Source organism: Idiomarina sp. (genome assembly GCF_048260185.1).
Lineage (GTDB): Bacteria > Pseudomonadota > Gammaproteobacteria > Enterobacterales > Alteromonadaceae > Idiomarina.
The window spans coordinates 366690-385719 of sequence record NZ_JBLXHB010000002.1 but is presented as its reverse complement, the minus strand read 5'-3'; the positions used below and the strand labels follow the sequence as shown (position 1 = coordinate 385719).

General features: G+C 45.4%; 24 protein-coding genes. 9 read left to right on the top strand and 15 right to left on the bottom strand.

Annotated elements, in window-relative coordinates; translation table 11 throughout:
• The first annotated feature begins 144 nt into the window (after positions 1-144).
• From ACN0RF_RS07530 to ACN0RF_RS07505, 6 genes are read left to right on the top strand one after another with little or no spacing between them, the layout of a single operon-like run.
• Positions 145-2934: a monovalent cation/H+ antiporter subunit A gene (locus ACN0RF_RS07530; RefSeq protein WP_034822542.1), complete on the top strand. Its 2790-nt coding sequence runs from the start codon at positions 145-147 to the stop codon at positions 2932-2934.
• The gene (locus ACN0RF_RS07525) at positions 2934-3275 is read left to right on the top strand and encodes a Na+/H+ antiporter subunit C (RefSeq protein WP_011235138.1); all 342 of its coding nucleotides are present in this window, start codon (positions 2934-2936) and stop codon (positions 3273-3275) included. The genes ACN0RF_RS07530 and ACN0RF_RS07525 overlap by 1 nt, the downstream gene beginning before the upstream one ends.
• A complete protein-coding gene (locus ACN0RF_RS07520; RefSeq protein ID WP_417438559.1) occupies positions 3275-4789 on the top strand; it encodes a monovalent cation/H+ antiporter subunit D in 1515 nt (504 codons plus the stop codon). The genes ACN0RF_RS07525 and ACN0RF_RS07520 overlap by 1 nt, the downstream gene beginning before the upstream one ends.
• 5 nt (positions 4790-4794) lie before the next feature.
• The gene (locus ACN0RF_RS07515; protein ID WP_034822538.1) at positions 4795-5283 is read left to right on the top strand and encodes a Na+/H+ antiporter subunit E; all 489 of its coding nucleotides are present in this window, start codon (positions 4795-4797) and stop codon (positions 5281-5283) included.
• Positions 5277-5546, top strand: coding sequence for a K+/H+ antiporter subunit F (locus ACN0RF_RS07510; protein WP_011235141.1), 270 nt, complete (start codon positions 5277-5279; stop codon positions 5544-5546). Before ACN0RF_RS07515 ends, ACN0RF_RS07510 begins: the two co-directional genes overlap by 7 nt.
• A 13-nt stretch (positions 5547-5559) precedes the next feature.
• Complete coding sequence (locus ACN0RF_RS07505) at positions 5560-5952, top strand: Na+/H+ antiporter subunit G (RefSeq protein ID WP_417438558.1); 393 nt, start codon at positions 5560-5562, stop codon at positions 5950-5952.
• Between the two features lie 36 nt (positions 5953-5988).
• Here ACN0RF_RS07505 and ACN0RF_RS07500 read toward each other — a convergent pair whose 3' ends face one another.
• The 15 genes from ACN0RF_RS07500 to dusA form a co-directional block, all read right to left on the bottom strand.
• The gene (locus ACN0RF_RS07500; protein WP_417438557.1) at positions 5989-7401 is read right to left on the bottom strand and encodes a carbohydrate porin; all 1413 of its coding nucleotides are present in this window, start codon (positions 7399-7401) and stop codon (positions 5989-5991) included.
• A 166-nt stretch (positions 7402-7567) separates the two neighbouring features.
• Positions 7568-7831 carry a 30S ribosomal protein S17 gene (gene rpsQ, locus ACN0RF_RS07495; RefSeq protein WP_253618618.1) on the bottom strand — a complete coding sequence of 88 codons (264 nt, stop codon included), beginning with the start codon at positions 7829-7831 and terminating at the stop codon, positions 7568-7570.
• A complete protein-coding gene (gene rpmC, locus ACN0RF_RS07490; RefSeq protein ID WP_011235145.1) occupies positions 7831-8022 on the bottom strand; it encodes a 50S ribosomal protein L29 in 192 nt (63 codons plus the stop codon). Before rpmC ends, rpsQ begins: the two co-directional genes overlap by 1 nt.
• Positions 8022-8435, bottom strand: a complete 414-nt coding sequence (gene rplP / locus ACN0RF_RS07485) for a 50S ribosomal protein L16 (RefSeq protein ID WP_011235146.1) — start codon at positions 8433-8435, stop codon at positions 8022-8024. Before rplP ends, rpmC begins: the two co-directional genes overlap by 1 nt.
• Positions 8436-8446: 11 nt before the next feature.
• Entirely contained in the window at positions 8447-9127 is a 681-nt protein-coding gene (rpsC, locus tag ACN0RF_RS07480; RefSeq protein ID WP_034822535.1) for a 30S ribosomal protein S3, read from the bottom strand.
• 10 nt (positions 9128-9137) lie between these two features.
• Entirely contained in the window at positions 9138-9470 is a 333-nt protein-coding gene (rplV, locus tag ACN0RF_RS07475; RefSeq protein ID WP_011235148.1) for a 50S ribosomal protein L22, read from the bottom strand.
• 13 nt (positions 9471-9483) lie between these two features.
• Positions 9484-9762 carry a 30S ribosomal protein S19 gene (gene rpsS / locus ACN0RF_RS07470; protein WP_034822534.1) on the bottom strand — a complete coding sequence of 93 codons (279 nt, stop codon included), beginning with the start codon at positions 9760-9762 and terminating at the stop codon, positions 9484-9486.
• A gap of 16 nt (positions 9763-9778) precedes the next feature.
• The gene (rplB, locus tag ACN0RF_RS07465; RefSeq protein ID WP_011235150.1) at positions 9779-10603 is read right to left on the bottom strand and encodes a 50S ribosomal protein L2; all 825 of its coding nucleotides are present in this window, start codon (positions 10601-10603) and stop codon (positions 9779-9781) included.
• Positions 10604-10617: 14 nt separating this feature from the next.
• Positions 10618-10920: a 50S ribosomal protein L23 gene (rplW, locus tag ACN0RF_RS07460; protein ID WP_011235151.1), complete on the bottom strand. Its 303-nt coding sequence runs from the start codon at positions 10918-10920 to the stop codon at positions 10618-10620.
• Positions 10917-11522, bottom strand: coding sequence for a 50S ribosomal protein L4 (rplD, locus tag ACN0RF_RS07455; RefSeq protein ID WP_011235152.1), 606 nt, complete (start codon positions 11520-11522; stop codon positions 10917-10919). The genes rplW and rplD overlap by 4 nt, the downstream gene beginning before the upstream one ends.
• 18 nt (positions 11523-11540) lie before the next feature.
• Complete coding sequence (gene rplC, locus ACN0RF_RS07450) at positions 11541-12179, bottom strand: 50S ribosomal protein L3 (protein WP_011235153.1); 639 nt, start codon at positions 12177-12179, stop codon at positions 11541-11543.
• A gap of 38 nt (positions 12180-12217) precedes the next feature.
• Entirely contained in the window at positions 12218-12529 is a 312-nt protein-coding gene (gene rpsJ / locus ACN0RF_RS07445) for a 30S ribosomal protein S10 (RefSeq protein ID WP_008488677.1), read from the bottom strand.
• A gap of 208 nt (positions 12530-12737) precedes the next feature.
• A complete protein-coding gene (locus tag ACN0RF_RS07440) occupies positions 12738-13958 on the bottom strand; it encodes a dipeptidase (RefSeq protein ID WP_417438565.1) in 1221 nt (406 codons plus the stop codon).
• Between the two features lie 176 nt (positions 13959-14134).
• Positions 14135-14392 (bottom strand): hypothetical protein, encoded by a 258-nt coding sequence (locus ACN0RF_RS07435; RefSeq protein ID WP_034822533.1) that lies wholly within the window; start codon positions 14390-14392, stop codon positions 14135-14137.
• A gap of 172 nt (positions 14393-14564) precedes the next feature.
• Positions 14565-15563 carry a tRNA dihydrouridine(20/20a) synthase DusA gene (gene dusA / locus ACN0RF_RS07430; RefSeq protein WP_034822532.1) on the bottom strand — a complete coding sequence of 333 codons (999 nt, stop codon included), beginning with the start codon at positions 15561-15563 and terminating at the stop codon, positions 14565-14567.
• A gap of 157 nt (positions 15564-15720) precedes the next feature.
• On the opposite strand from dusA, the gene zur reads away from it, so the two are divergent.
• The 3 genes from zur to ACN0RF_RS07415 are packed head-to-tail and all read left to right on the top strand — an operon-like array spanning position 15721 to position 19028.
• Positions 15721-16161, top strand: coding sequence for a zinc uptake transcriptional repressor Zur (gene zur, locus ACN0RF_RS07425; protein ID WP_034822531.1), 441 nt, complete (start codon positions 15721-15723; stop codon positions 16159-16161).
• Positions 16162-16198: 37 nt separating this feature from the next.
• Entirely contained in the window at positions 16199-18529 is a 2331-nt protein-coding gene (locus tag ACN0RF_RS07420) for a M1 family metallopeptidase (protein ID WP_417438556.1), read from the top strand.
• Entirely contained in the window at positions 18522-19028 is a 507-nt protein-coding gene (locus tag ACN0RF_RS07415) for a DUF6702 family protein (protein ID WP_417438555.1), read from the top strand. Before ACN0RF_RS07420 ends, ACN0RF_RS07415 begins: the two co-directional genes overlap by 8 nt.
• Positions 19029-19030 lie beyond the last annotated feature (2 nt).

Sequence of the window (19030 nt, the reverse complement as noted above, 5' to 3'; positions counted from 1 at the left end):
TTCGTAGGCGTAAGGTGAATTCACTATCTTAAGGGTTTAGTTTAGTTGGATTGCGGCAGAACCAATGGTAAATTCAATACTTTGCGTTGCTCAGGTAAGTATACCTTATTATAAGAGCACAGGCTGACTTGGGACTTCTATGGTATGAATCTGCTATTCATTATTTTTGCCCCATTCTTTGGTGCGCTCTTACCGCTATTATTTAAGCAAGCGTCGCGACCGATAAAGACTGGGATTACATTACTTGTTCCTATTTTCTGCTTAATTGTTTTGTTTCAGTACGCACCCGCTACGCTTGCCGGTGAAGTACCTAAACAAATGGTGGAGTGGCTGCCGGGTATAGGGCTCGATTTCGCCGTGCGTCTGGACGGCTTATCACTGCTTTTCGTGGGGCTCATTTTAGGCATAGGTGTCCTGATTATTGGCTATGCCCACTACTATTTAAGCAGTAATGACGATGAAGCTCGTTTTTATGCTTGCCTGCTTTTATTTATGTCATCGATGTTAGGCATCGTTATGGCAGATAATATCTTACTAATGTGGGTGTTCTGGGAACTGACCAGCATTTCTTCTTTTTTACTTATCGGTTACTGGTTCCATAGCAGTGATGCACGCCGCGGTGCCCGCATGGCACTGGCAACCACCGGCGCCGGAGGTCTGGCCCTATTAGCCGGGTTACTGATCATTGGACACATAGCCGGTGGCTACCAACTGGATACCGTATTCGCCGCAGCAGACCAGATAAAAGCACATGCTTACTATGTTCCGGCTTTAATACTCGTTTTATTAGGGGCCTTTACTAAGTCAGCCCAGTTTCCATTTCAATTTTGGCTACCACATGCCATGGCGGCGCCAACTCCTGTAAGTGCTTACTTACACTCCGCGACCATGGTAAAAGCTGGCATCTTCCTATTAGCTCGTTTTCATCCGGTACTAGCAGAAACGGAGCTTTGGTTTACTCTGGTTACATTGACCGGCTTAATTACCATGTTAGTCGGCGCTTACTTTGCTTTGTTAAAGCACGACCTGAAAGGTTTACTCGCCTTCTCTACGGTAAGCCATCTGGGTCTTATTTGCATGCTACTGGGGATAGGCACCCAAGGTGCCGTAATAGCCGCATTATTTCATGTTATTAACCACGCTTTCTTTAAAGCCGCACTGTTCATGACCGCAGGTATTATTGACCATGAATCAGGCACTCGTGATATGCGCAAGCTGCAAGGACTTATGAGCCTGATGCCAATAACAGCGACTCTCGCCATGATTGTCGCGGCCTCAATGGCAGGAATACCGCCATTCAATGGGTTCATGTCTAAAGAGCTCTTCCTGGATCAGGCTTTACAGCAACATTTATTCGGCGGGCTGTCATGGTTTATTCCTATATTGGCTACTGTCGGTGCCATGCTGTCAGTGGCTTACTCAATTCGCTTTATTCACGATGTTTTCTTTAACGGCGACTACAAAGAGCTACCCAAAAAACCACATGACCCACCACGCATGATGTCCGCACCTGTTGCTGTGCTTGGGTTGCTTTGTATCGCTATCGGCATCGCGCCAATGACTATGGTCTCAGGTATACTTGACCAGGCTGCGGCGGCTGTTACCGGCTCTCCTGTTGAAGTAAAGCTATCGCTTTGGCACGGCTTTAACATGCCTCTGTTAATGAGCGTAGTCGCAGTGGTTGGCGGCATTCTGATATACCTTTCCCGCGACCAACTGTTTACATTTAATCGCCAATTTGACGGACAGGACGCTAAACACAATTTTGAACGCCTTGTACAAAAAACCTCTGATGCCGCAGCTGATTTTTACGAGCGCTTAGACACTGGTTCCTTGCAACGCTACATTGCTTTTGTTCTTATCAGCGTTATTGTGGTGTTGTTGCCTTCGTTAAGTGACCTCAGTGTGGTGACTGGTGGCAAACCTCAATTGCCTGTTGATATGGTTAGCATGGTTGGTGCTATCGTCCTGATATCCGCAGCATTTGCCACTGCTACACTGCACCGCAATCGCTTTGTGATGTTAATGATGCTATCGGTGGTTGGATTAGTCGTGTCATTAGCTTTCGCGCATTTCTCGGCACCGGATTTGGCCATGACTCAGTTGGTTGTCGAAGTGGTCAGTATTATCTTGATGATACTGGCTTTGTTCTTTATGCCACAAAAAACCAGTCGGGCCTCTTCTGGCCACCGAGTTTTTCGTGACATAATCATTGCCAGTTTTATTGGTGGTATTGTCGCTACCTTAAATTTCGCAATACTGACTTCACCGTTTGAAAGCATCTCGGACTTTTTCCTCGCGAATGCAAAATCCGGTGGTGGTGGAACCAACGTAGTGAATGTCATTCTGGTGGACTTTCGTGGTTTCGATACCTTAGGGGAAATTACCGTTCTGGCAATAGCTGCTGCAGGTATTCATAAGCTGCTTAATAAGCTAAAACCATTTATGCCTTCCAGTGATATTGACGGACGTCCCTGGCATAGAATTAGACACCCATTGATGTTAACAACTGTCGCCAACATTATTTTACCAATGGCAATGGTAGTTGCTGCCTATATCTTCCTGAGAGGCCATAACTTACCGGGTGGTGGTTTCATTGCGGGTCTGATTGTCGCCTCGGCGATGATCCTGCAATACATTGCCAATGGTGTCGACTGGATGAAAGAACGCTTTAGCGTTAATTATCAATCTCTAATGTCGTTTGGCGTTTTGATTGCCGCACTTACCGGCCTTGGTAGCTGGTTGTTTGGTAAACCTTTTCTTACTTCCTGGTTTACCTATTTAGACTGGCCCGTGGTTGGTAAATTTGAATTTGCCACGGCTTTACTCTTCGATCTTGGCGTTTTCCTAACGGTTGTGGGCGCTACTATGATGATTTTAAGTAATTTCGGGAAGATGACGACACGTCATCGCCCAACGCATGAGGGGCATTAATGGAAACTTTATATTCTGTTACCGTTGGTATTTTGACCGCATGCAGTGTTTTTCTTATTCTGCGCGGCCGTTCATTTCCTGTGGTCGTCGGCATTACGATGCTGTCTTATGCCGTTAACTTATTTCTATTTTCAACTGGTCGTCTGACAATAGACGGGGCACCAATTTATGGTACTCAGGAAACCTATGCCGACCCTTTACCTCAGGCATTGGTTCTAACTGCTATCGTTATCGGTTTCGCCATGACAGCGTATTCAATTATTCTGGCTGTGCGTGCCCGTGGCGAGATAGGAACAGATGAAGTGAACCAGCAGGATAACAGCACGGAGGGCAACCGCTAATGTGGCAACAACATTTGGCGATACTTCCTATTTTGATGCCGTTACTGGCAGCGCTGCTACAGCTTCTTCCCTGGGGAGACAGACCGCAGCCAAAACGCAGGGCTATAGGCCTGCTGTCTAGTATATTAACCTTGATACTGAGTATTGCCCTACTTGTTCAGGTTAACCAGGATCAGATGATTGTTTATGCCTTAGGCAACTGGTCCGCGCCATTCGGAATTGTCCTGATGGTGGACAAACTTAGTGCTCTGATGATGCTGATAACGGCAATACTGGCGTTACCGGTGCTCATCTACGGTTGTTATGCCGAAGATAATCTTGGCTCTCACTTTCAGGCATTATTTCAGTTTCAGATAATGGGCATTATGGGGGCTTTTGCCACCGGCGATATTTTCAACTTATTCGTCTTCTTCGAAGTCCTACTGATTTCCTCGTACGCACTATTAATGCACGGCGGAGGAAAATTCCGTTTACGCACAACCTTACACTACGTATTGCTCAACCTTTTAGGTTCAGCACTTTTCCTAATTAGTGTCGGTACTCTATATGGTGTTACAGGCACTTTGAATATGGCTGACCTTGCTACCCAAGTCCAGCAATTAAGCGGAGATGAGGCCGCCTTAGCTAAAGCCGGTGGTATGATGCTATTGATAGTATTCGGCATTAAAGCCGCTATCCTGCCGCTGCACTTCTGGTTGCCTCAGGCCTATTCCACAACAACCGGAGTTGTTGCCGCTCTATTCGCAATAATGACAAAAGTTGGGGTTTACGCCATAGTTCGGGTCTACACACTCATTTTCGGCCCTGAAGCTAATGAACTCGCACTCATTGCACATGACTGGCTTTGGGTTATGGGTCTCATTACCATGCTAGCCGGCGCTATCGGAATTATCGGGGCTCGCGACTTGCGCTTGCTTGTGGCTTATTTAGTCGTCATTTCAATTGGCACACTTATCGCAACCTACAGCTTGAATGGAATAGCGACAACCGGAGCCATGCTGTTTTATTTAATCCACTCAACCTTTATCACTGGCGCATTATTTTTACTGGCCGACCTTATTGCGTTCGAACGTGGTAAAACCGCATCGCGCATCGTATCGGGCAAGAAAATGGCCAATCACTCTGCTTATTCAGTCATGTTTTTAATTGCTGCAATAGCAATAATTGGTTTACCACCTTTGTCAGGTTTTGTCGGAAAACTTATGATTATGGAATCGGCAAGCCCGACCGGTGCAACTTTCTGGCTGTGGGGTGCCATGTTAGGCGCAACCCTTATTATGCTGATTTCAGTGACCCGGGCGGGAAGTAAAATGCTCTGGCACACACTGTCAGGTAAAGCGAATGAGCAATCGGCTCCTTTAGGAAAAAGAGCCGCCGTTGTTATGCTTCTGTCGCTATCCGTTGTTATGACGCTATTTGCCAGCCCAATCCGCAATTATACCGATGATGTCGCTGAACAGCTTTACGACATTGACCAGTACCCATCGCGTGTGCTGACAGAAGGAGTGGAATAATTACTATGAAAAAGCTATTTCCGACACCTTTGTTATCTTTTTTCTTATTGACGCTATGGGTTCTATTATTTAACTCGGTTTCGCCCGGGGTAGTCATACTGGGCGCTTTATTTTCCTGGTTTATTCCATTTTTATTCCGTGACGCCTGGCCTAATTTTGCGAAGGTTAAGCGGCCCGACCTTGCTGTCGTTTATTTTTTCATTCTGCTGAATGACATTGTCGTGGCTAACTTTAAGGTTGCCGGTATGATTCTTGGGAAGCCCCGCTCGATTAAACCCGCGCTGTTTGTTTTCCCACTGGATATGAAAGAAGAACTTCCGGTTACTCTTCTCGCAAGTACCATAACACTGACACCGGGAACGGTATCCTGTGAAATTACTCGTGGACGAAAAGGCATTCTTATTCACGCATTCTCAGAAGAAAGCCCGGAAGAAGTCATAAAAACAATTCGAAACCGTTACGAGCGTCGCCTGAAGGAGATATTCCAATGTTAACGACGGTATTGCACATTGCCTTCTTATTATTCAGTTTATCGGTATTAATGAATTTTTGGCGCCTTATTAAAGGGCCCGATCTACCGGACAGAATATTAGCGCTGGATACAATTTACATTAATTCGCTGGCTTTACTGCTTTTGCTGGGTATGTACCAAAACACGCAAACCTATTTTGAAGCGGCGTTACTCATTGCCATGTTCGGTTTTGTCGGCACCATCGCAGCAGGTAAGTTTTTACTGCGTGGCGACTTAATAGAATAAAGAGGAAAACCTTATGGATGCACTAAACCAATTACCGGCATGGTCACAATGGCTAGCGGCTTTCTTTATCTTATTAGGCGCTATTTTCGCCTTTATTGGCTCTTTGGGGTTAGCCATACTCCCGGACTTTTTCACCCGTTTACACGCCCCCACGAAAAACACCACAATAGGCATTGGCGGCATAGTCATAGCTTCCATTCTTATTACTTCGGTACAGGGGTCAATTAACCTGAACGAGCTATTGATTGCGATATTTCTGTTTTTGACGGCACCTATTAGTGCTCACATTATGGCTAAAGCCGCATTACATACAGAACTGAGGATGTTTAATCGAACGAAAGACTTTCGTCAGGAAGGGGATTCTTACGAGCATATCCTGCCTAATAAAAAAGACATGGAACCATAAGGTTCCATGTCCTTCGCAGTGAAAACTTAAGCCGCTTTAGAAATAGTAACCAAAGTTAATGTTAAAGCGGTCATTGACCTCACCACCATCAGTTGCAGTATTACCACCAATAAACGGTTGGTTTTTTGCTCTTACATAATCAACATAAGTATAAAAACCGCCACCGGCTGCAACAGCAACTCCTAAAACGTTCATCCAGGTATCATCTTGATAACCCATTTTATCGGTCATTAAGCTGTGGTCATTATAGAAAGTTAAGCTTGTCAGAGGCCCAATATCTACTGGTAAAGTATAAGCAACATTGGCTGTATACAGTTTCGCTTCAGTAGGAATTGCGTCGTAATAAGCGTAAGCAGCCATGTAAACACCACGGTTTTCCAGTTTTATATCGTAGTCATAGTCTGAATACTGTAACTGTACGTTCCATGGTCCGTTATTGTAAACACCGTGAGCGGCCCAGGCCATGCGATTACCAACATTCTGATTCTCATACGCCTGTGCATCTGTAAAGCCTTCAGCGGCCGTTCCTGAATACAAATTCCCGCCTTGCAAAGACACACCAAGCTCTAAGTTCTCGTCGTCGCTGAAGCTGAACTTACGAGCGGTTCTGAAAGCATAACTATTGCTCTCACCTACAGGTAAACCAGGTTCATCGTAAGCTCCCTGACCTGGTAACCGAATACCCACGGTGTCATAGTTATAGCGTGCTGTACGATCAGAAGTTGAGCCATCAATACCGCCCTGCTCGTCTGATTTCAGGTAAGCTAAATCAAAATCCCACTCATCGCCACGGTATTTAAACCGAATGCCGTTATCATGTTCATCTTCAAGACCAACATAAAAAGTACTATTAAAGAAGTAGCTGTGGGAGTTGTACGGCATGTTGCCAAATGGAATTTTTACAACACCAACCTGCCCCTGCAGTTTATCGGTGAAGTCATAACCAAACCAGGCATGCTTGACCACGTCCTGATAATTAAACCAACGATATTCAGCAGAAAGAATGACTCCCCCCATTTCTCCATCAAAGTTCAGACGGAAAATATCGAAGTCCAAATCGCCGCCGCGATTCTCGTTATCTGAGTCATAATTGTTGTATTCATATTGAAAACGAACCGCGCCATGAATCTTGATTGGCCAGTTTTCATTCTCTTCAGTTTTCTTCTCCAGCTCGTCTAAACGTGCATGGACTCCAGAGTCATAGACAACTCTGCGGTTCGAACTGCTTTCTTTGCTGGCAGTTTCATTTCCTTTTTCTACTTCTCGTTCTTTTACAACAACGATTTCTTCTTTTTCACGCTCTTCTTTCTCTTCAAGCCGTTTTTCCAATTGAGCTAAGCGTTCTTTTAACGCCTGTATTTCCTGTTCAACCGAATTACTATCTTGAGGAGCAGCAATGACCGGACTTGCCGCAAGCACAGTAGCTGCAAAAAATAAACTTTTTGACATGAATTGTCTCCCTCTGAGAACTACGCATTAACGTGCGTATTTATTATTTCTTATGTTAAAAAGAAATTTATTTAATTTCAGATATTTGTACTAAGCCTATTAAGGTTTAGATCAAAAAAAAAGCCTCCGCAAGGGAGGCCTTTTAATTTCTTATCGCTATCTGCGTTTAGACAACAGTAGCGCGCTCAACGATTTCTTCCAGAGTCCAAGATTTATTCTTAGACAGCGGACGACATTCGCGAACAATCACGGTATCGCCAGCTTTAACCTGGTTTTCTTCGTCATGCGCATGTACTTTAGTTGTACGCGTGATGTACTTCCCGTATACCGGGTGCTTTACACGACGTTCAACAGCTACAGTGATGGTTTTATCCATCTTATCGCTGACAACTTTGCCTTGCAGAGTACGAACACGTTTTTCGTCAGTCATTACGCACCTGCCTTCTCATTTAAGATGGTTTTAACACGTGCGATATCACGACGCACTTGTTTCATCATGTGAGTCTGATTCAGCTGACCAGTTGCTGCCTGCATGCGCAGATTAAACTGCTCACGACGCAAGCCTAACAACTCTTCTTGCAGCTGCTCAACGGTTTTATCTTTCAGTTCACTTGCTTTCATCACATTACCGTCCGAGTCACAAAAGTGGTTTTGAAAGGCAGTTTACGTGCCGCCAGGCGGAACGCTTCACGTGCCAACTCTTCAGGAACACCGTCCATTTCATACAGAACGCGACCTGGTTGAATCTGAGCAACCCAGTATTCGACGTTACCTTTACCTTTACCCATACGAACTTCTAAAGGCTTTTTGGTAATAGGCTTGTCAGGAAATACACGGATCCAGATTTTACCTTGACGCTTAACGTGACGAGTCATTGCACGACGGCCTGCTTCGATTTGACGCGCGGTCATACGACCACGATCAGTAGCTTTTAAACCAAAAGTACCGAAGCTGACTTTGTTACCAGACTGCGCCAGACCACGGTTGCGGCCTGTGTGAACCTTACGGAATTTTGTACGCTTAGGTTGTAACATATCGTCTCTCCTTACTTACGGTTCTTGCCGCGCTTAGGAGCTGGCTTTTCTTCAGTTGGAAGTCCACCAAGAACCTCACCACGGAAAATCCAGACCTTAACACCGATGATACCGTAAGTGGTGTTCGCTTCTGAGGTCGAGTAGTCGATGTCTGCACGTAATGTGTGCAGCGGTACACGGCCTTCACGATACCACTCAGTACGCGCAATTTCTGCGCCGCCTAAACGACCACTCACTTCAACTTTGATACCTTTGGCACCTAAGCGAATGGCGTTTTGTACAGCACGCTTCATAGCACGACGGAACATGACACGACGTTCCAACTGACCAGAAATATTGTCAGCTACTAACTGCGAATCCAACTCAGGCTTACGAACTTCTGAGATATTGATTTGCGCAGGAGCACCTGTCAATTTAGAAACTTGCTTACGCAGTTTTTCTACGTCTTCGCCTTTCTTACCGATAACCACGCCAGGACGTGCAGTGTGAATAGTCACACGAACGCTCTTAGCTGGACGATCGATAACGATACGAGAGACTGATGCATTGCGCAGTTCTTTGTTCAGGAACTTACGTACCTGAAAATCACTGTGCAGGTTATCAGCGAACTCATTTGTATTCGCATACCAGGTTGCATTCCATGGTCTGGAGATACCTAGGCGAATACCATTAGGATGTACTTTCTGACCCATAATTTATCTCCTAGCTATCTGACACGACCACAGTAATGTGGCTGGTGCGCTTAAAGATACGATCGGCACGGCCTTTCGCCCGTGGCTTGATGCGCTTCATAGTAGGACCTTCGTCTAAAAAGACTCGGCTTACTTTAAGTTCATCAATATCCGCACCTTCGTTATGTTCCGCGTTCGCGATTGCTGACTCAAGAACTTTCTTGATTAAGCCAGCAGCTGCTTTGGGGCTGTATGCCAGGATATCCAGTGCTTTTTCTACTGGAAGTCCACGGATTTGGTCTGCGACCAAACGGCCCTTCTGCGCTGAAACGCGGGCAAATTGGTGTTTAGCAATTGCTTCCATCACTCTCTACCTCTTACCGTTTCTTCGCTTTCTTATCAGCAGCATGGCCGCGATAAGTACGGGTTGGCGCGAATTCGCCTAATTTATGACCGATCATTTCATCTGTCACGTAGACAGGAACGTGCTGACGACCGTTGTGAACAGCGATTGTCAGGCCGATCATATCTGGGATGATCATTGAACGACGGGACCAAGTTTTAATTGGCTTTTTATCCCCGGCTTCCAACGCTTTCTCCACCTTATTTAGCAGGTGAAGGTCAATAAATGGACCTTTTTTAAGAGAACGTGGCATGTTTTATCCTCAACTCTTATTTGTTGCGACGGCGTACGATGAACTTATCAGTACGCTTGTTTTTACGGGTTTTGTAGCCCTTGGTCGGCGTGCCCCATGGAGTCACAGGATGACGTCCACCAGAGGTACGGCCTTCACCACCACCGTGAGGGTGATCAACTGGGTTCATCGCCACACCACGAACGGTCGGACGAATACCACGCCAGCGGTTTGCACCGGCTTTACCCAATTGACGCAGCATGTGTTCTGCGTTGCCTACTTCACCGATAGTTGCACGACCTTCAGACTGAACGCGACGCATCTCACCTGAACGTAAGCGGACAGTAACATACGCACCGTCACGCGCAAGAATCTGGCAATAAGCACCCGCTGAACGAGCCATTTGTGCGCCTTTACCTGGCTGTAATTCTACCGCGTGAACAACACTACCCACAGGGATGTTGCGCATTGGCAGACTGTTACCAGGCTTGATTGGTGCGTCAACACCAGACTGGATACGATCGCCTACTGATAGGTTTTTCGGAGCCAGAATGTAACGGCGTTCACCGTCAGCATACAAAACTAAAGCGATATTCGCTGAACGGTTAGGATCGTATTCAATACGCTCAACCTTTGCAGGGATACCATCTTTATTACGTTTAAAGTCGATTACACGGTAGTGGTGTTTATGACCACCGCCAATGTGACGAACCGTGATACGACCGTTATTGTTACGACCACCAGACTTGCTGTTTTTTTCCAGCAACGGTGCGTAAGGCTTGCCTTTGTACAGGTCCTGACCGACGACTTTAACGACGTGGCGTTGACCCGGAGACGTAGGCTTACTTTTAACTACAGCCATGTTTATTCCTCCTGTTACTCAGCGCCGCCTGAGAAGTCAATGTCAGCACCTTCATTCAAGGCAACATACGCTTTCTTCCAGTCACTGCGTTTCCCGAAACGAGAACCAGTACGTTTGGTTTTACCCTTCACGTTTACTGTACGTACGTTTTTGACTTCAACTTCAAACAATTTTTCGACAGCCGCTTTGATTTCGGTTTTAGTCGCATCAACAGCTACTTTAAAAACAACCGTGTTGTTATTTTCAGCAGTGTTAGTCGATTTTTCCGAAACGTGAGGTGCTAAAATCACTTTAAGCAAACGTTCTTCGCGCATCATGATAACACCTCCTCAAGCTGCTTGACGGCGTCAGCAGTCATCAGCACTTTCTCGAAAGCAATCAGACTGACAGGGTCAATACCCTGAACATCACGCACGTCGACTTTATGCAAGTTGCGAGAAGCTAAGAACAGGTTCTCATCAACTTCTTTTGTCACGATCAAAACGTCGTTTAGATCCATTTCTTTCAGTTTCGCTGCCAGTTGCTTTGTTTTTGGCTCATCAACACCAAACTTCTCAACAACAATCAAACGTTCCTGACGAATCAGTTCCGACAAAATGCTTTTAATCGCACCGCGGTACATTTTTTTGTTTACTTTCTGGCTGTGATTTTGCGGTTTAGCTGCAAAAGTCGCACCACCAGAACGCCAGATAGGACTACGGATTGTACCTGCACGGGCACGACCAGTACCTTTTTGGCGCCAAGGCTTCTTACCACCACCGGCTACTTCAGAACGAGTTTTCTGAGCTTTTGTGCCCTGACGAGCACCTGCAGCGTAAGCTACAACTACTTGATGGACAAGGGCTTCATTAAACTCACGTCCAAAGGTAGCTTCGGAAACCTCAAGAGCGCCTTTTGCGTCTTTCAATGTTAATTCCATCACTATTCTCCTCAGACGTTATGCCTTGACCGCTGGTTTAACGATCACATCACTTCCGGTTGCACCCGGGACCGCACCTTTGATCAACAACAAGCTGCGCTCTGCATCAACCCGAACTAATTCAAGTGATTGCGTAGTGACTTGCTCATTACCCATCTGACCAGCCATTTTCTTGCCTTTGAATACTTTACCAGGCGACTGGTTTTGACCGATTGAACCCGGTGCACGGTGAGATAATGAGTTACCATGAGTAGCGTCCTGCATGCTGAAGTTCCAGCGCTTCACAGTACCGGCAAAGCCTTTACCTTTTGAAGTACCAGTAACGTCTACTTTGTTAACTTCTGCAAAAATATCAACAGTCAGTTCAGAACCTACTGCGTAATCTTCGCCTTCGCCATTTTGCAGGCGGAATTCCCAAAGACCACGACCAGCCTCTGTACCAGCTTTAGCAAAGTGACCTGCTAAAGGCTTGGTTACACGGCTCGCTTTCTTCTCGCCTGTGGTTACTTGAAGGGCACGGTAACCGTCAGTGTCATCAGATTTAACCTGAGTCACACGGTTCGCCAGCACTTCGATCACAGTAACAGGAACAGAAGCGCCGTCTTCCTGGAAGACACGCGTCATTCCTACTTTACGACCGACTAGACCTATAGCCATTGTTAAAACCTCTCGTGTGTAATCCTATTACTGCCCACTTAACCCAAGCTGATCTGTACATCAACGCCAGCTGCCAAATCTAAACGCATAAGCGCGTCAACCGTTTTGTCAGTAGGGTCCATGATATCAATCAGACGCTTGTGGGTGCGGATTTCGTACTGGTCACGCGCGTCTTTATTCACGTGTGGAGAAATCAGCACGGTGAAGCGTTCTTTCCGTGTTGGCAGTGGGATAGGACCACGTACCTGAGCACCAGTGCGTTTTGCAGTTTCAACAATCTCTGCAGTCGACTGGTCGATCAGACGGTGATCGAACGCTTTCAAACGAATCCGAATTCTTTGATTAGCCATAAATAAATCAAAGCCTCAATAAAAGAGCATTTAAAAAAGAGCACAGAAAATCGCAACCTCCCTGGCACATACCGGGGGTGCGATGTTCTACGTCAACCATTCAGTCCCCAATCGGGACTGTTGTCGAACGCCTTTCACACGGCCAAAGCCGATAAACTCAAAAGACGTGGCCGCGAATTATACCGATTCACGGCCTGGTGTCAAGGCCTTAATGTGTTTTGGCGTAGTCTTCGACCTGCTCCCAAACACGCATTAAATTACCACCCAGAATCATTTCAATTTCTTTATCTGAGTACCCTCTGTCCATCAATCCCTGAACAAGATTTGGATAGCTAGATACGTCTTTTAGTCCAACCGGCAGGGAGTCACCAACACCGTCGTAGTCAGAGCCTACACCTATGTGTTCAACCCCAATCAAGTCACGTACATGATCGATATGGTCTAAAACGGTATCTAAAGTCGCAAATGGATACGGATTATTGGCTTCAATGTCCTTAATGCGACGTTTCGCTTCGTCGCTGTCTTCGCCGTATTGTTCTTTTACCGCGCTAATCCGTTTTTTCATCATGTCACGGTAACGATTGGCCTGCTCTGCCAAAAACGAAGAACCAAAGTTAATTTGGATAACGCCTTCATTTTTAGCCAGAGCTTTTAGCATGTCATCGCTCATATTACGTTCAAAACCCGGGGTGTAAGAACGCAGCGACGAATGCGACGCAATGACCGGAGCTTCACTAATTTCAACCGCCTGGTAAAACGCGTCATCGGAAATGTGCGACACATCGACCATAACGCCGACATTATTCATTTCTTTGACCAGTTCTTTACCAAATGGGCTTAAGCCATCCCATTGACGGCGAATGTCATAAGAAGAGTCTGAAATGTGATTAGATAATGAGTGAGCTAAAGTAATGTAGCGAATACCGCGCTCATAGAACATATGCAGGTTATCAAGATCGCCTTCGATAGGAGTGCCGTTTTCCATTCCCAACGCAATTGACATTAAGCCCTGCTCTTTATTTTCGCGGATATCATCAGTGCTATAAGCCATTGCGAACTTATCTGGTGCACGTCCGACAAGGGCTTCCATACCATCGATAAGCTCATGAGCCAACTGAACACTACCGCCACTCTCTTCATACGAGGCCGGAATATAAATAGACATAAACGGGGCATCGAGGCCACCTTCTACTGCCCGAGGGTAATCAAAATCCCCTTTTGCAGTGGCCTCTGTTACATCTTCCCACTTATCGTGAATTCGATAAGGTACATCAATATGTGTGTCTATCAGCAAATACTGCTTCGCCAGTTTTTCAGCTTTATCACTAGCGGTATATTCCGCTTGTTCAGAACCGCTGGTTGCAGCTTGGCCTGCTGTTGCACAACCGGTAATAACTGCCAGCACAGAAGCGGCTATCAGAGACTTCATCATACGTATTCCTCTTTTTATTTTTTATATGAAGATATACGCAGAGTAGCAAAAGTCTAGCTATGTCGCATCAGTGATGCGCTGAAACTTATGACAGCGCCGACAATTAAGGTTCCTATTACCGGCGCCGCCAACCAAATGAGCCACCATTGATCTAATAAAATCACGGGGGCTCCTTACTGAATCTGCTTATTTTTTTGTTCGGAAGCGTCAGTCTCAGTTTCAGCGAGTTGTAAGTCGGGCATAAACTCGATAACCCACTCTTCAATTGACTCCGAAACCGACTGTTTGATGCTTTGCATCGCTTCTTCAGACATTTCAGCAATCTGAGCTTGTAGCTCAGCAGTGATAGAATCTCTATTCTCATCGGCAGCTGAGACCGATGCACTGAACAACATAACACCACTGGCAACACTTACGATTAACGCTTTCATGATTTTCTCCTTTGAATAAATGACAGTGCGTTAGTTAAGTCACACTATGTAATTCAAAGGTTGTGCCATCTTTTTAAATACCGCTAACCAGTTGTTATATAATAACTTTTCGTTCTCAATTGAAAGAAAGAAAATTTTCCAGGTTAGTGTTTTTCACCAACTTTTAGTCAATTTATGACGTTAATGATGATACGTGCTGACTGTGATCATCGCGAAAAGCCAGAGCACCATAAAGCAGTTGTTCGGCGCTAGTAGCTCTGGGGCCTTTCACACTAAGATACTGGCGCCACCGCTTACCTCCGGTCATTCCCTGAAACAGTCCCAGCATATGGCGGGCGACATGCCAGGCGCGCCCGCCCTGTCGAATATGGTTGTCTATGTAAGGTATCATCGCGGTAACCACAGCCTCACGAGTTAACTCTGCTGGCTTCGTTTCACTCAAAGAATCAAGCTCAGTAAGTAACCACGGATTTTGGTAGGCTGCCCGACCAATCATCACTCCATGAACCTGGTTTAAATGCTGCTTAACCTCTTGCAATTCGACAATTCCGCCGTTAATCGCCACGGGGACATCAGGATATCTTTTTTGGGCCCGGTAAACCCGCTCATACTGCAATTCTGGAATATCCCGGTTTTCTTTCGGGCTAAGGCCTTGCAGCCAGGCTTTACGGGCATGCAAAGTCAGTTGATCAACACCAGCAGCAACAATGGCATCAGTTAATTCATATAGAAAGTCATCAGAATCCTGCTCATCAATGCCCAAACGGGTTTTTACGGTAACCGGAATATCGGTTACTGCTTTCATTGCTTTTACGCACTCGGCAACCTTTTCCGGTTGAGCCATCAAACACGCGCCAAAGCTACCGTTTTGCACTCGGTCAGATGGACACCCCACATTAATATTAACTTCATCGTAGCCCCGCTCTTGTGCCAAACGTGCGCATTCCGCCATAGCCGCAGGCTCCGAACCTCCAAGTTGCAAAGCAACCGGATGTTCCTCTGCATTGAATGACAGAAAGTCCTGCTGACCAAAAATAATCGCACCTGTCGTTACCATCTCGGTATAAAGCAGGGTCTTTCTGGTCAGCAGACGATGAAAATACCGACAATGGCGATCGGTCCAGTCCAGCATCGGGGCTACAGAAAGCTTATAAGAATATGGTTCGGTCAAAACATCCACCCGGTAAAAAGTTAACTGACAAAGTCAGTATAGTTAGCAGACTATTTTAACTCAGAATACATCCGTAAGCAGCCTCTTCCGTAAAACCCTTTTCCTTACCCCTAAAACTCTCTACAATGACTAAAATGATCATAAATTGTAGTCAATAATGAAAGCTCAAGAAGCACAACGACTTATACAAAAAGCTGAAAAACTCTGTCAGCAACGCGGTGCCCGCCTGACAAATACCCGCCGTGAAGTTTTCGCAATTCTCGCAGAGCATTCGGGAGCCGTGGGTGCATACGATTTACTTGATCAACTGCGGGAAGTTGTACCAAATGCTAAACCCCCGACTATCTACCGCGCTTTAGACTTTTTACAAGAACAAGGCTTCGTTCATAAAATCACTTCGTCGAATAGTTTTGTTCTTTGCTCGCATTTCGACCATCAACATCCGGTTCAAATGTTAATCTGCAGTTCCTGCGGCGATGTTCAGGAAATTCAGTCCGAAGGGGTTTATGACGAATTGAAGCGTCAGGCCGAAGATCAAGGTTTTAAGGTTCAAAGCCAAACTATAGAAGCACATGGTTTGTGCACCAAATGCCTTTAAATAATAGCGCTATTAAATAATAACAATAGGTAACACTATGAAGCTCAGTCATCTTATTGCTACTGCTGCGGTTTGTTTAACCGTTAATCAGGCGGCAACTGCTCAAGCTTTTGAAGACAAATTTCGTCAACTTAATGATGATAAATTCCGTAGTCCGAATATTTACCGTACCGCTTCCGGTGCTCCAGGACATGCTTACTGGCAACAGGAAGCGGACTACAAAATTGAGGTTACTCTGGACGATGAGAATCAAAGTATTACGGCACAAAGCACCATAACTTACACCAATAATTCCCCCGATACTTTGCGCTATTTATGGGTTCAGCTTGACCAGAACCGTTTTAAGAAAGATTCCATAGGACCACAAAGCCAGGCCACAGGAGATTTAGATCGGGTGAGTTTTTCCAGAATGGAAAGTATGCTCACTCAGGAAGAGTTCCCGGCGGGTTATGAGCTTACTGAAATCAGTAACGAAGATGGTGAACCGCTAGCGCATTACGTTAACGACACTATGCTAAGGCTTGATCTGGATGAGCCACTTAAAAGCGGCGAAAGTGTCACTTTTAATATCAACTGGCAGTTCAATATTATTGAAGCTGAAGTACTTGGTGGTCGTGGTGGTTACGAATACTTTGAAGACGACGGCAACTACCTTTACGAGATGGCTCAGTGGTTCCCTCGCATGGCTGCATATTACGACGCGGAAGGTTGGCAGAATAAACAGTTTATCGGCAATGGCGAATTCGCTTTAGAGTTTGGCGACTACCGTGTGGAGATAACGGTTCCGGCTGATCATATTGTTGCCTCCACCGGTGTTTTGCAAAACCCCGAGGAAGTACTCACTTCTGCTCAGCGTCAACGCCTTGAAAAAGCCCGTAGTTCAGACAAGCCGGTAAAAATTGTCACTGAAGAAGAAGCATTAGAAAACCAGAAAGAAGGCACCAGTAATACTAAAACCTGGATTTTCGAAGCCGATAAAGTTCGTGACTTTGCCTGGGCTTCATCGCGCAAGTTTATCTGGGACGCCCAAGGTTACAAAAAGAATGACACCGATGTACTGGCGATGTCGTTTTACCCTGAAGAAGGCAACCCATTATGGGAACGTTACTCAACGGCCTCTATTATTCACACTATTGAGCACTATAACGATTACAGCTTTGACTACCCTTATCCTGTCGCTATATCGGTGAATGGTCCAGTTGGTGGTATGGAATACCCGATGATTACGTTTAATGGCCCACGTCCATACGTTGACGAAGATTCAGGTGAAAAATACTACTCTAAACGCACCAAGTACGGCTTAATTTCAGTCATCATTCACGAGATTGGTCATATTTATTTCCCAATGATTGTCAATACGGATGAGCGTCAATGGACCTGGATGGATGAAGGTATCAATACTTATCTGCAGTTCCTGGCTGAACAAAAATGGGAAAAAGACTACCCGTCGTGGCGCGGTGAACCGCGTAACATTACCAGTTACATGGCCAGCAGTAACCAAATGCCAATTATGACTAACTCGGAGTCGATTCTGCAGTTCGGCAATAATGCCTACGGAAAGCCAGCTACCGCTCTTAATATATTGCGTGAAACAATCGTTGGTCGTGAACTCTTTGATTTCGCGTTTCGTCAGTATGCGCAGCGTTGGAAGTTTAAACGCCCAACACCAGAAGATTTATTCAGAACATTAGAAGATGCCTCTGGTGTTGATTTAGACTGGTTCTGGAGAGGTTGGTTCTACTCTACCGACCATGTCGATATTGCCCTTGAGCAAGTCAATCAGTTAACTATTAACACGCAAGACCCTGAAATTGAAAAAGCATGGCAGAAGCAGCAAGACGATGCTGAGCCAGAGTCTTTGACAACTGAGCGTAATGCCAATGTTAATTATAAAATTCATCAGCAACCGGATCTTGCTGACTTTTATAATGAGAACGATAACTACACTGTCACTAACGCTGACCGCAACAAATATAAAGAACTCATAAAAGGGCTAAATGAAGAACAACAAGAAATGCTGAAGAATGGCAGCAACTTCTATGTACTTGATTTCGCCAATAAAGGCGGCTTAGTTATGCCAATTTTGCTTGATCTGCATTTTGAAGATGGCAGTAAAGAGCATGTTCGTATTCCAGCCGAGGTATGGCGTCGCTCTCCGGAAAAAGTGAGTAAGTTACTAATTCGCGATAAAACTTTAACTCAGGTTGTTGTTGACCCTAACTGGGAGACAGCAGATGTTGATACCAGTAACAACTACTGGCCAGCAAAAGCTGTGCCCTCCCGGATTGAACTGTTTAAGCGTGAAGACCGTAATAAGAGCATGATGGAAGACTACAACGAAGAGTTGGAGTCCGGCAACGATGATTAAACTGGTTGCTGCTACTGTTTTTTTGTTCGCGCTGATACCTTCTGTATCAGCGCACCGCTATTTTTTTGGATTAACCGAAATAAGTGCGAATAAAAACACGCAAGCAATAGAAATCATTCATCAGTATACTTTGCATGACGTACAACAAGTGCTTAAAAAGCGTTTGGGCAAAACTTTTAGACTTGAAGAAGAAGGCTCTGAGAAACATATCAGGGACTGGATAACTGAAAAATTTCAACTGATAAACTCGCAAGGCAATAAAGTTGAGCCAAATTGGGTAGGTTTTGAAGCTGACTATCAAAAAATTTGGGTTTATCAGGAGATACCAAAGCGTGATAACCTGTGTGGGTGGGATGTTTCAAATAAGCTGTTAATTGATAGCTTTTCTGCCCAGGTAAACACTATCAATGTCGTCGATGATCATGGCAATCGCAGCCTGATTCTGACCGTTGAAAATACATCTGACACAATTACGTGTCAGCAAGAGATAAAGGAATAGAA

Coding starts and splice junctions, on each gene's coding strand:
- ACN0RF_RS07415 (WP_417438555.1), top strand. CDS start 18,522: ATGATTAAACTGGTTGCTGCTACTGTTTTTTTGTTCGCGCTGATACCT.
- ACN0RF_RS07435 (WP_034822533.1), bottom strand. CDS start 14,392: ATGAAAGCGTTAATCGTAAGTGTTGCCAGTGGTGTTATGTTGTTCAGT.
- ACN0RF_RS07510 (WP_011235141.1), top strand. CDS start 5,277: ATGTTAACGACGGTATTGCACATTGCCTTCTTATTATTCAGTTTATCG.
- rplV (WP_011235148.1), bottom strand. CDS start 9,470: ATGGAAGCAATTGCTAAACACCAATTTGCCCGCGTTTCAGCGCAGAAG.
- rpsQ (WP_253618618.1), bottom strand. CDS start 7,831: ATGACTGACGAAAAACGTGTTCGTACTCTGCAAGGCAAAGTTGTCAGC.
- ACN0RF_RS07440 (WP_417438565.1), bottom strand. CDS start 13,958: ATGAAGTCTCTGATAGCCGCTTCTGTGCTGGCAGTTATTACCGGTTGT.
- rplC (WP_011235153.1), bottom strand. CDS start 12,179: ATGGCTATAGGTCTAGTCGGTCGTAAAGTAGGAATGACGCGTGTCTTC.
- ACN0RF_RS07515 (WP_034822538.1), top strand. CDS start 4,795: ATGAAAAAGCTATTTCCGACACCTTTGTTATCTTTTTTCTTATTGACG.
- ACN0RF_RS07420 (WP_417438556.1), top strand. CDS start 16,199: ATGAAGCTCAGTCATCTTATTGCTACTGCTGCGGTTTGTTTAACCGTT.
- rpsS (WP_034822534.1), bottom strand. CDS start 9,762: ATGCCACGTTCTCTTAAAAAAGGTCCATTTATTGACCTTCACCTGCTA.
- ACN0RF_RS07505 (WP_417438558.1), top strand. CDS start 5,560: ATGGATGCACTAAACCAATTACCGGCATGGTCACAATGGCTAGCGGCT.
- ACN0RF_RS07530 (WP_034822542.1), top strand. CDS start 145: ATGAATCTGCTATTCATTATTTTTGCCCCATTCTTTGGTGCGCTCTTA.
- ACN0RF_RS07520 (WP_417438559.1), top strand. CDS start 3,275: ATGTGGCAACAACATTTGGCGATACTTCCTATTTTGATGCCGTTACTG.
- rplB (WP_011235150.1), bottom strand. CDS start 10,603: ATGGCTGTAGTTAAAAGTAAGCCTACGTCTCCGGGTCAACGCCACGTC.
- rpsC (WP_034822535.1), bottom strand. CDS start 9,127: ATGGGTCAGAAAGTACATCCTAATGGTATTCGCCTAGGTATCTCCAGA.
- rpmC (WP_011235145.1), bottom strand. CDS start 8,022: ATGAAAGCAAGTGAACTGAAAGATAAAACCGTTGAGCAGCTGCAAGAA.
- rplP (WP_011235146.1), bottom strand. CDS start 8,435: ATGTTACAACCTAAGCGTACAAAATTCCGTAAGGTTCACACAGGCCGC.
- ACN0RF_RS07500 (WP_417438557.1), bottom strand. CDS start 7,401: ATGTCAAAAAGTTTATTTTTTGCAGCTACTGTGCTTGCGGCAAGTCCG.
- rplW (WP_011235151.1), bottom strand. CDS start 10,920: ATGATGCGCGAAGAACGTTTGCTTAAAGTGATTTTAGCACCTCACGTT.
- zur (WP_034822531.1), top strand. CDS start 15,721: ATGAAAGCTCAAGAAGCACAACGACTTATACAAAAAGCTGAAAAACTC.
- rpsJ (WP_008488677.1), bottom strand. CDS start 12,529: ATGGCTAATCAAAGAATTCGGATTCGTTTGAAAGCGTTCGATCACCGT.
- rplD (WP_011235152.1), bottom strand. CDS start 11,522: ATGGAATTAACATTGAAAGACGCAAAAGGCGCTCTTGAGGTTTCCGAA.
- ACN0RF_RS07525 (WP_011235138.1), top strand. CDS start 2,934: ATGGAAACTTTATATTCTGTTACCGTTGGTATTTTGACCGCATGCAGT.